General features: G+C 73.0%; 7 protein-coding genes. All 7 read left to right on the top strand.

Going from position 1 to position 11263, the window contains the following annotated elements:
• Positions 1 to 173 precede the first annotated feature (173 nt).
• The 7 genes from ABZ621_RS20890 to ABZ621_RS20860 all read left to right on the top strand — a co-directional run bounded on the left by ABZ621_RS20890 (position 174) and on the right by ABZ621_RS20860 (position 10829).
• Positions 174 to 1625: a cytosine permease gene (locus ABZ621_RS20890; protein ID WP_360606591.1), complete on the top strand. Its 1452-nt coding sequence runs from the start codon at positions 174 to 176 to the stop codon at positions 1623 to 1625.
• Positions 1626 to 1688: 63 nt separating this feature from the next.
• Positions 1689 to 2855, top strand: a complete 1167-nt coding sequence (locus ABZ621_RS20885) for an agmatine deiminase family protein (protein WP_360606589.1) — start codon at positions 1689 to 1691, stop codon at positions 2853 to 2855.
• A 215-nt stretch (positions 2856 to 3070) separates the two neighbouring features.
• Positions 3071 to 6085 carry an FG-GAP-like repeat-containing protein gene (locus ABZ621_RS20880; protein ID WP_360606587.1) on the top strand — a complete coding sequence of 1005 codons (3015 nt, stop codon included), beginning with the start codon at positions 3071 to 3073 and terminating at the stop codon, positions 6083 to 6085.
• Positions 6086 to 6389: 304 nt separating this feature from the next.
• Entirely contained in the window at positions 6390 to 6884 is a 495-nt protein-coding gene (locus ABZ621_RS20875; RefSeq protein WP_360606585.1) for a VTT domain-containing protein, read from the top strand.
• A 71-nt stretch (positions 6885 to 6955) separates the two neighbouring features.
• Positions 6956 to 10141 (top strand): DEAD/DEAH box helicase, encoded by a 3186-nt coding sequence (locus ABZ621_RS20870; protein ID WP_360606583.1) that lies wholly within the window; start codon positions 6956 to 6958, stop codon positions 10139 to 10141.
• 73 nt (positions 10142 to 10214) lie between these two features.
• Positions 10215 to 10433: a hypothetical protein gene (locus ABZ621_RS20865; RefSeq protein WP_360606581.1), complete on the top strand. Its 219-nt coding sequence runs from the start codon at positions 10215 to 10217 to the stop codon at positions 10431 to 10433.
• A gap of 15 nt (positions 10434 to 10448) precedes the next feature.
• Positions 10449 to 10829 (top strand): fic family toxin-antitoxin system, toxin component, encoded by a 381-nt coding sequence (locus ABZ621_RS20860; protein ID WP_360606579.1) that lies wholly within the window; start codon positions 10449 to 10451, stop codon positions 10827 to 10829.
• Positions 10830 to 11263 lie beyond the last annotated feature (434 nt).

Raw genomic sequence — 11263 nt, 5'->3', positions numbered from 1 at the left:
GGGGCGAGAGCGGGCGCCGACGACGGAATCCGCACCGAGAACCCGGTCGATTCCTTACGTCCAAGGGATTGACTGAAATTTAAGTCAGTTCCTACGGTGTCTCCATCCGGGCGGCACCCGACGTCTCCCAAGGCCCGCCGGATTCGTGGAAGCACCCGTGAACAGGAGCCCGCATGGGGCCAGTTGCCTCGCAGACGAATGATCCCGCCCCCCTCGCCGGGATCGAGCAGCACTCGATCGACTGGGTGCCCCTCTCGGAACGGCACGGCAAGCCGTCCGACGTGGGAGCCATCTGGTTCGTCGGCAGCCTCAACCTCACCGGCCTGGCGACCGGCGTCGTGACCCTCTCGCTCGGGGCCTCGCTGGTCTGGACGGTCGTCGCCACCGTCCTCGGCTCCCTCTTCGGCACGTTCTTCATGGCCTTCCACTCGGCCCAGGGGCCGCAGCTGGGACTTCCCCAACTCGTGCAGTCCCGGCCCCAGTTCGGCTACCTGGGGGCCGCGCTCACGGTCTGGGTGTTCGCCCTGGTGAACTACGTCGCCTTCAACACCTCCGACGCGCTGCTCTCCGGCCAGGCCATGAACCTCCTCACCGGGATGCCGAACACCGTCGGCTACCTCCTGGCCGCCGGCCTCGCGACCGTGATCGCCCTCTTCGGATACGAGTGGATCCACCGCATCAACGGCTGGCTCACCTGGCCGTTCGTCGTGATCACCGCGGCCGTCACGGCGGCCGCGCTCTTCGGCGGCGGCCTGCCCGACGGCGTCTGGGAGCCGGGCCCCTTCGAACTCTCCCCGTTCATGCTCGTGTTCGTCTTCGTCGCCGGCTTCCAGCTGGGCTGGGCGCCGTACGTCTCCGACTACTCGCGCTACCTGAGACCCGACGTCCCGGTCCGCAGCACGTTCTGGTGGACCTACCTGCCGAGCGCGGTCTCCGGCATCTGGGTCTTCGTCCTCGGCGCCGTCGTCTCGGCCGGCGCCCCCGAGGGCACCGACCCGGTGACCGCCCTCAAGCTGGCGGCGGACCGCCTGTTCGACGGCTTCGGGACCGTCGCGGTCGTCGTCCTGCTGGTCGGACTGCTCTCCATCATGGCGATCAACCAGTACGGCGGCAGCCTCACCATGATCTCGATCATGGACTCGTTCCGCCCGGTCAAGCCGACGCGGAGGCTCCGGATCGTCACCATCGGCATCATGCTGGCCGCCGTCGGCGCCGTCTCCACCCTCGTCGGCATCGACCGGTTCACCTGGTTCTTCGCCAACGTCGTGGTGGTCCTGACCTATCTCTTCATCCCCTGGACGGCCATCAACCTGGTCGACTTCTTCTTCGTCCGGCGCGGCCAGTACGTCGTCAAGGAGATCTTCAACCCCCGCGGGATATACGGCCGATGGGGCTGGCGCGGCAACCTCGCCTACGCGATCGGCCTCGTCTGCATGGCCCCCTTCATGGTCATCACCGGCCTCTTCGTCGGCCCCGCCGCGCAGTTCCTCGGCGGCGTGGACTGCTCGCTCCTCGTCGGCCTCCCCGTGGCCGGCGGCCTCTACTGGGCCTTCGCCCGGAGCCTCGACCTGGCCACCGAACGCCGGCTGGTCCGGGAGGAGGGACTCCTGGGCCGCCTCCACTGACGGCACGACCCCACGACCCCCGCGATCCCCGCGTACAGACCCCTCACACAGAAGGAGCACCACGTGAAGAACGCACACGACGGCGACCGGCCGGCCCTCAGCCGCAGGTCCCTGCTCGCCCGCACCGGAGCCGTCGCGGCCGCCCTGGCGGCGGGACCGGTCCTCGGTGCCCAGCCCGCGATGGCCGCCTCCTGGCGGGTACCGGGAGAGGACGAGACGCACCGCAGGACCTGGATGGCCTGGCCGTCCGGCTACACGATCTGGGGCAGCGCCCTCTCCAGGATCCAGGCCGACATCGCCAAGCTCGCCAGGGAGGTCGCCAGGTACGAGCCCGTCCTCATGTGCGCGGACGGTTCCACCGCCGCCTCGCAGGCCAGGAGCGCCTGCGGCTCCACGGTCACGGTGACCGGTTCCCTCCCCGTCTCCGACTGCTGGATGCGCGACACCGGTCCGCTGTTCCGCGTCGACGACGCCGGCGGCCTCGACTCCTTCGGCCTGAACTTCAACGCCTGGGGCGAGAACGCCACCCGCTTCTACGGCATCCCCGCCTCCGCCTACGACAAGGACCGCGTCCTCGCCCGGCGCGTCGCCTCCTACACCGGCGTCCCCTTCGCGGCGTCGTCCGTGGTCGGCGAGGGCGGCGGAATCGAGTACGACGGCGACGGCACCCTGATGGCCACCGAGAGCTGCTGGGTGAACCCCAACCGCAACCCCAGAAAGACCCGCGCCCAGATCGAGGCGGAACTGCTCGCCCGCTTCGGCGCCACCAAGATGATCTGGCTGCCGGGCGTCACGGGACAGGACGTCACCGACGGACACATCGACGGCACCGCCCGCTACATCAGGCCCGGCGTCGTGATGGTGCAGCTCGCCGGAGCCGTACGCCCGGACGTCTGGACCGAGAACGCCCGGGCGATGCGCGACGTCCTGGTCAACGCCACCGACGCCCGGGGCCGCCGCCTCCAGGTCCTCACCATCGAGGGCCCCGACACGCTGCCCCGCATCCCCTCGGGCCGCCGGGCGGAGTTCCTCAGCTCGTACATGAACTGGACGGTGACGAACAGCGCGATCATCACCACCCAGTTCGGCGACACCGCCAAGGACGCCGCCGCCAAGGCGGCCATCGCCGCCGCCTACGGCCGGCCCGTCGTCCAGCTCAACCTCGACAACCTCTACGGCAACGGCGGCGGAGGCGCCCACTGCGTGACCATGCAGGAACCCGCCCGCTGAGCCCGCCGCCGGGCGCCGCGTGACCCGTGACGACGGCACGTCCCCACCACCGTCGCCCGCCCGCCCGGCCGCGCCCACGCGCGCGACCGGGCGGGTCGCGCAGCACGCGTTAGCGGCACGCAAGCGGCGCGGCAGCGCCGCCGCCGAGGCTGGGGGGCGCCGGGCCCGGTACGGCCGGCTTCGCCCCCACGACTCCCCTCCGGGAAGGACGCGCCTTGCCCAGATCCTCCGCTCCCCGACGGACGACCAGAGGGGTCCGGTTCCGCGACCGGCTCGTCCGGTTCCTCGCCGGTGCCACGGCCGTCGGAGCGCTGAGCGCCCTCGCCGTCGTCGTCGACGCGGCGCCCGCGTCCGCCGCGCCCGCCCCGGCGACCCGCTACTACGTCCAGAGCCTCGCCAACGGCAACAACCTCTCCGGGTCCGCGATCTACCCCATCGAGGTCCCGCTCGACGACCCGCTCACCACCCGTTCCCCGAAGGGCGACGAGGACAACCAGCAGTGGGAGTTCCGGGCGCTCGCCGACGGCGCCTACGAGATCGCGCTCGCCGGCGGCGGGGCCTGCGCGGGCCGCGACGGGGACTTCGTACGACTCCTCGGCTGCGGCGGCGCGGACACCGAGTGGTCCCTGTCGCACATCGGCGGCGACCGGTACCACGTCTACCGCCCCTCGGACGGCCGTCGCCTCACGGCGAACCCCGGCAACATCCACCAGGACGCCACGCTCACCGGCGGCGCCGGCAACGAAACCGTCTGGTACCTCACCCCGGCCGACCCCGTCCGCGCCCCGATGCCGCCGGCCTCGGAGCGGACCTTCGACCAGATGACGTATCTGACGACGCACAACTCCATGAGCAACACCGAGCAGGACGCCGGGCACATCATCGCGCCCAACCAGCCGCACAGCATCCAGACGCAGCTGAACGACGGCGTCCGGGGCCTGATGATCGACGTGTACGACCAGGAGGGCCGGATCGTCCTCTGCCACAAGCCCGACTGCTCCACCGCGACCCGGCAGGCCATGACCGTCCCCATGGGCGAGATCGCCTCGTTCCTGCGGAACCGTCCCGACCAGATCGTGACGCTCTTCATGGAGGACCACGTCAGCGGGGACCAGCTGCGCGCCGCGCTCGGCGGCCTGCTCGGCGAACGCAACGCCGACGGCACCGTGAAGACGGCCGGCACCCTCTCGGACCTCGTCTTCGATCCGCGCGAGTGGAAGGTGAAGGAGAACGGCTGGCCCCGCGTCCAGGACATGATCGACCGGAACAAGCGGCTCGTGATGTTCAGCCAGGGCGCCGACAAGGAGTCGCTCGGCATCCTCAACGACGACGAGTGGACGGTCGAGAACTACTGGTCCATGGGCCCCGGTCTCGGCTCCTCCGACTGGACCTGCCGCACCCGCTGGGACTCCGTCCCGCTGAGCCGCCAGGAGTACGCCCCCGACGTCGTCGGCGCGGTGAAGCCCTACCGGCCCCTGTTCGTCATGAACCACTTCCGTGACGTGCCGATGGACCCGACGTACCGGAACGACAACGAGAAGCTGCAGAACCGGGCCGAACGGTTCTGCATGCCCGCCGCCCGCAAGAAGCCCAACTTCCTCGCCATCGACCAGTACCGCGACGGCGACCCCATGGCCGCCGTGAACGCCCTCAACACCTACACCTACCGAGGCGAGCCCTTCACCGGACCCACCCCCACCCCGCCGCCCGGCCCGGCCCCGCTGCCGCCGCCGGTCCCCGGCGACCCGCAGTGGAAGGTCGCCCGCCTCGCGGTCATGCCCCTCGGCGACTCGATCACCCTGGGCGTCGGCAGCGGCACCAGGGACGGCTACCGCCCCGGGCTGTGGAACAGGCTCCAGGGCCACGGGACCACGATCGACTTCGTCGGCTCGCTGAGCGGCGGCACCCTCCCCGACACCGACCACGAGGGCCACTCCGGCTGGTTCATCGGCGGCATCCACGACAACATCGGGTCCTGGCTCTACCGGGCCCGGCCGAACGTGGTCACCCTGAAGATCGGCACCAACGACATCAACAAGAACGTCGACGTGGCGAACGCGCCGGCCCGGCTGAAGGCCCTCGTCGACCGGATCCGCGCCTCCGCCCCCGGCATCACCGTCGTCGTCGCCACCATCGTCCCCAACGCCGACAGCGCCGCGCAGGCCCGGGTCGTCACCTACAACAACGCCGTCCGCGCCCTGGTCGCGGACTATCAGGCCCAGGGCGCGCACGTCGAACTGGCCGACACCTCCGCGGTGACCACGGCCGACCTGAGCGACGGCCTGCACCCGAACGACACCGGCTACGCCAAGATCGCGACCGCGTTCTCCGACGCCATCGCCCGCACCGCGGGCAAGGGCTGGATCGCCGAGAACGTCGTCGTCAAGCCCGCCCTGCCCGAGCCGACCACCGTCGCCGACTCCGACGTCGACCTCGACGGCGACGGCCGCGCCGACTACGTGATCGTCGGCGCCAACGGCAGCACCCGCGCCTTCCTCAACAAGGCCGGCGCGAACGGCGCGATCACCTGGACCGACCTCGGGTACATCGCCACCGGCTCCTCGTCCTGGACCGGGAACCAGGTCCGCTTCGCCGACGTCGACGGCGACGGCCGCAGCGACTACCTGGTCGTCGGCGCCAACGGCGCCACCCAGGCGCTGCTGAACCGCGCGGGCGCCGGCGGCGCGATCACCTGGTCGAACATCGGTCACATCGCCACCGGTTCGGCCGCCTGGACCGGTGGCCAGGTCCGCTTCGCCGACCTCGACGGCGACCGCCGCGCCGACTACCTCGCGGTCGGCTCCAACGGCAGCGTCCACGCCTACCGCAACTCCGGCAGCGGCACCACCGTGACCTGGACGGACCTCGGCTTCATCGCCGCCGGCTCGACCGCCTGGACCGACTCCCAGGTCCGCTTCGCCGACTACGACGCCGACGGCCGCGCCGACTACGTCGTGATCGGCGACAACGGCAGCGCCCGGGTGCTCCTGAACAAGGGCGGCGACGGCCAGGGCGGCTGGGCCGACCAGGGCACCGTCGCCACCGGTTCGTCCAGCTGGACGGGCCCGCAGGTCCGGATGACCGACCTCGACGCCGACGGCCGCGCCGACTACGTGATCGTCGGCGCCAACGGCAGCCTCCGCGCCTACCTCAACCGGAACGGCTGGGCCGACCAGGGCACCATCGCCACCGGCTCCTCCGGCTGGACGGCCGCCCAGATCCACATCTGACGCCGCCCGCCCCGCACCCCCGCCCGCTGTCCCCGGCCGCACCACGGCCGGGGACGGCGGCGTTGTCGCCGGCCAGGACACAGCGCCCTGAGGCGGCCCTCTGAGAAGGCCCCCTGAGACGGCCTCGGGCGGTCGGTTAGGGTGGCCTATGTTGGGAGAGACTGAACGGACAGAGGCGGACCGCAGGTGAGAGTCGGAGAGCGGGATCACGGCCTTCGACGGCCCACCACGGCGGGACGCGTCCGGCCCACCGGAGACGTGACGGGGACCGCGGCCCTCCGGTCGGCGGTCGGAGCGGAGTGTCGTGGATAAGGTCGCGCTCACCGCCGGCGCCCTGTACGTGATCGTGCTGCTGCGCGCCGGAGGGACGTTCGCCGTCGGCTGGCTCGCCGGGGCCGGCGCCCGGCGCAGCAGGCTCGCCGCGCGGTTCTCCTCGGAGCGGTTCCAGCGCGTCGAGCGGGCGATCCAGCGGTGGGGCGCGCCCGTGGTGGCCGTCTCCTTCCTGACGGTCGGTTTCCAGACCGCCGCCAACTTCCTCGCCGGCAGCATGCGCATGCCCCTGCCGCGCTACCTCCCGGCCCTGTTCCTCGGTGGAGCGGCCTGGGCGCTGCTCTACGCGACCGTCGGGATCGGGGCGCTCGACATGCTGGGCAGGGTGTTCGCGGGCAGTACGGCGCTCGGCGTCGCCGTGGTCGTCGCCCTCCTCCTCGCCGTGTGCGGCGTCGTGGCCTACCGCAAGCGGAAGCCGGCGCCGCCCGTCGCCGACACCGAGGCCGACGGCCCGGCCCACCAGGCCTGAACCCTCCCCCTGTCGGCCCCGCCCGGTGAAATCGCCTGCGGGCGATGATCATGGGATGCGAGAGTCCCGTCATGCGCAGCGACGAGGCCGACGTGCAGGGATCCGTCATCGACCTGGCACGCGAACGGTGGGGAGTGACGCCCGGCGGCGAGTTCCCGGAGCGGTTCACCGAGCCGGGGTGGAGCTACGAGGCGGCCGTCGAGCGCCCCTGCCCCGTCTGCGCCGGCGCACTGCACGCCCTGCGCCGCCCGTACGAGTCCCAGGGCCGGACCTACCGGTACACCGCGCTCGTCTGCCCCGCCTGCCCCGCCGCCTTCACCCTCGCCGACCTGGGCGCGAAACGGTACGACGAACTGACCGGCACCGGGCGGAAGTCCGCGCGCCGGCCTCCCGCCCGCCCGGACGGCGACCCGGCGCCCACCGTGCTCGTACGGGTGAGGATCCCGGCACAGCAGCGCCCGGAACCCGGCCCCGGCTGGCCGGAGGACCTGCCCGAACCCGACGCCACCGAGCCGCGCGCCCTGCTGTGGTGCAAGGCCGCCGACCCCGCGTGGCGCCCCTCCGACGCGGCGCTCACCGCGGCCGAGGACGTACGGGTGATCCTCCCCGACGGCCCGGCGCACGAGCCCCTCCGGGCCTGGCTGGCGGAGCGGGGCGTCCCGCACCGCGTCAGCCGCTACTGGGAGGAGACCGGCCGGGTCGGCACCGTCTCCGACACCGGGGGCCGTACGGACCTGGTCGCCGTCACGGCCGAGGGCGCGGCCCCCGCCGCCGGCCCCTGGGCGGCCGCGGCCCGGGACGCCTTCGCCGCTCAGTGGGACGCCCTGGAGGACCTCCCCGACACCCGGACGGAGAGCGGCGACGGCGGCGACGACGCGTACGTCCCCGTCGCCGACCTCGTACCGGCCGAGTGGGCCGGCCTGCTGCCCCACCCGTCCTTCAACCCCATGCAGGCCGCCGCCGTCCCCGCCGTCCTGGAGGACACCGGACACCTCGTCGTCGTCGCACCGACGGGCGCCGGGAAGACCCCGGTCGGGATGGTCGCCGCGCTGCGGGCGCACGCCCGGGGGCGCAAGGCCGCCTGGCTCGTGCCGCAGCGCTCCCTCACCGACGAACTCGACCGCGAGCTCCGGCTGTGGCGGAGCCACGGGCTGCGGGTGGTACGGCTGACCGGCGAGTCCGCCGTGGACACGGAGCTGATCCGCTCGGCCGACGTATGGGTGGCCACCACCGAGAAGTTCGAGGCGATCTGCCGCACGGGCTCGCTGCGGGACGCGCTCGCGGAGGTCGGCTGCCTCGTCGTCGACGAGATCCACCTCCTCGGCGACCCGACGCGCGGAGCCGTCCTGGAGGCGCTGCTCACCCGCGTACGCGAGGACAGCGCGGCCACCCGCATCGTCGGCCTCTCCGCGACGGTCGCCAACGCCGACGAGGTCGCCCGCTGGCTGGGCGCCCGCCTGATCCGCACCGCCTGGCGGCCCACCCGGCTCACCTGGCAGCTGCCCCTCCTGCCACAGGCCGACGCGACCGACCGGGCGGCGCGGGCCGCCGCCCGCACCGACGCCGCCGTACGCATCGCCCGGCGGGTCACCGCGGACGGCGGCAGCGTCCTCGTCTTCTGCGGCAGCAAGCGCGGGGTGCGGACCACGGCGCTCGCCCTCGCCGCCGACCGCGGCGTGCCCACCGCGGGCGTCGACGCCGACGACCCCGAGGCCGTGGAGCGGCTCTGCACCAAGGCAGGGGTACGCCTCCACTACCGGGACTGGCCCTCCAAGCACGAGGCCGAACGGGCCTTCCGCGCCCGCGAGGCGGACGTCCTCGTCGCCACCTCCACCGTCGCGGCCGGCGTCAACCTCCCCGCCCGCGCGGTCGTCGTCCGCGACACCACCCTCGGCCTCGACCGCGTCGAGGTGTCGATGGTCCAGCAGATGTTCGGCCGCGCCGGGCGCATCGGCGCCGGGGAACGCGAGGGCTGGGCCTTCCTGCTCGCCGACCCGGTGGAACGGCCGCACTGGCAGGCCCGGCTGGTCGCCGGATACACCGTGCGGTCCCGCCTGGACGAGCACCTGGCCGACCACCTCCTCGCCGAGACCGTGCAGGACCGGGTGTCGACCGTCGAGGACGCGGAACGCTGGTGGGCCGGAACCTTCGCCGCCCACCAGGGACACGACAGCGTCGAACCCCTGCACCACGCCGCGCTGTTCCTCACCGCCGCAGGCTGCCTGAACCCCGGCGCGGCGGAGGGCCGCCTGGAACCCAGCGCGCTCGGCCGGCTGACCAGCCGCTTCATGGTCGACTCCGCCGTCGCCCACGACCTGGCGGCGGCGCTGCGCCGGGCACCCGTGCCCGACGGCCCGCTCGCCGCCGAGCGGCTGCTCACGGCCCTGCTCTGCGCCCACCTGCCGGTCCTCGGACAGGCGCCGTTCACGGAGCGGGCGAAGGCCACCCTGCGCCGGGCCCTGCGCGAGACCGAACAAGAGGACGACGCCCCGGGCGAGGTCCCGGACGACCCCTGGGGCCTCGGAGCCCCGGCGGGGGAGGACGGGGCCGTCCAGGACGACGACGAGCGCCGGACGGAGCCCGGCGACCACGCCCGCGCCGTCCTCATGCTCGCCGCGACCCGCCCCCACCTGTTCCGCGGCCGCCGCCCGTACGTCCTCGGCATCCCCGTCGACTCCATGACCGGCATCCTGGACGAGGCCGAGCGCTACCTGGCCTGGCTCGGCGCGCAAGGCCCCCTCGGCACCGTCCACCCGTGGGCCGCCGTCGTCGCCGCCGACCTCGCACCGCGCATCCGCTGGCGCACCCTGGGCCCCGGCCGCGGCGCCGGACGGCTCCTCTGGATGTGCGAGCGCATGGCCACGGCCCCGCTCGCGCCCGCCCTCGTCCCCCGCATGTGGAACGCCGCCCGGGCCCGCGGCGTCCACGCCCCCGACTGGCCCGGCACCACACCGCCCGCCGACTGCGCCCTGCCCCCGGAGCGCTACCGCGCGCTGCTCGCCGAACGCGCCACCGGCACCCGCCTCACCGTCGAGGACGACACGGTCCGGGTGTCCGCCCCGCCGGGAACGGTGATCCGCCTCTGGAACGGTGCCACCACCACGGACCACCAGGTCGACATCGACGGGACCACGCTGCCGCTCCCGCCCGCCGACCCGGCCGACCCCTCGGCCGGCCGCCACGGCGCGGCCGCCTTCACGCGCGGCGACCGGCTGGCGGCCGGCTGGCTCGACGCGTACGCGTCCGCGCGCGCGTGAGCGCCCGCCCCGAAGCGGACCCGGATCGTCAGGAAGCCTCACCCGCCGCGTCCCGGGCCGCTACCGTGGTGCCATGGCACGGGAAATCCGCATCGAGATCAGCGACGAGGCGTACGAGGCGCTCCAGCGGGCCGCCGCCGAGCGCCACCTGGCCGCCGAGGACTACGCCGGCGACGTCCTGCACGCCGACCTCACCCGGTCCCGCTTCATCGAGGGCGCCCGTACCTTCGTCCACGAGCACGGCGACGCCTTCGCCGCCCGGTACGGAGTCCGCCCCACCGGCGCCGCCTGACCGGGGGAGCGGCCCATGACCGTCCACGTCGACCTGGCCTGGCTCCTCGGCATCGCGCAGAAGATGATCCCCAGCGATCCGGAGATCACCGACTGGGGCTCGCTCGAAGCAGCCCGCGCCCGCCACGCCTTCCACCTCATGGGCACGCCCGTCTACGACCTGCCGCACCACCGCGCGGCGGCCCTCCTGCACCAGCTCGTCCGCGTCCCGGCACTGGAACACTCCAACGAGCTCTTCGCCGTCGCCGTGGCCGCCGCCTACCTCCACGCCTCCGGCCACCCCGTCGACGTCACCAGCGAGGACGCGATCGACCTCGTCGACCGCGTCCTGACCGGCGAGGCCGACGCCCGAGAGGTGGCCGCCACCCTGAAGACCTGGGCCGCACCGGACTCCTGACCCCACGCCTTCGCCGACATGCCGAATCCGGTGACCGGGAGTAGCGTCACAGTCACCTGAAGTATCCGTGGCGGGGATGTGGACCCTCACCACGGAGCGGGGTTGACATGCGTTTTCCCGATACGTAATGTCCTCCGGGTTGTCCGACGTGAGCACCGACTCCGGTCGGCCCCGGACAGCCACTCCGCAAGATCCACACAGCCTGCCGGCTGCGATTCGTCGTGCCGTCCTGCTTTTCGTGTGTTTCCAACGGAATGAGGATTCGAAACCTCGATTCGCTTCGAGGGCGGGGAATCCGCTAATGTCTCACTCGTCGGAACGGCCCAACAGCCGGGAAGGCAAACCCCGCTGACTGGGAATCAGACGCCGAAAGGATCTGATAGAGTCGGAAACGCCGGAAGGGCCCGGAGCGAAAGCGAAAGGGACCGGAAAGC

Origin of the sequence: Streptomyces sp. NPDC007863, assembly GCF_040633895.1 — a bacterium.
Taxonomy (GTDB): Bacteria; Actinomycetota; Actinomycetes; order Streptomycetales; family Streptomycetaceae; genus Streptomyces.
The sequence above is the reverse complement of the archived record's forward strand: the minus strand, read 5'-3'. Positions and strand labels throughout refer to the sequence as shown.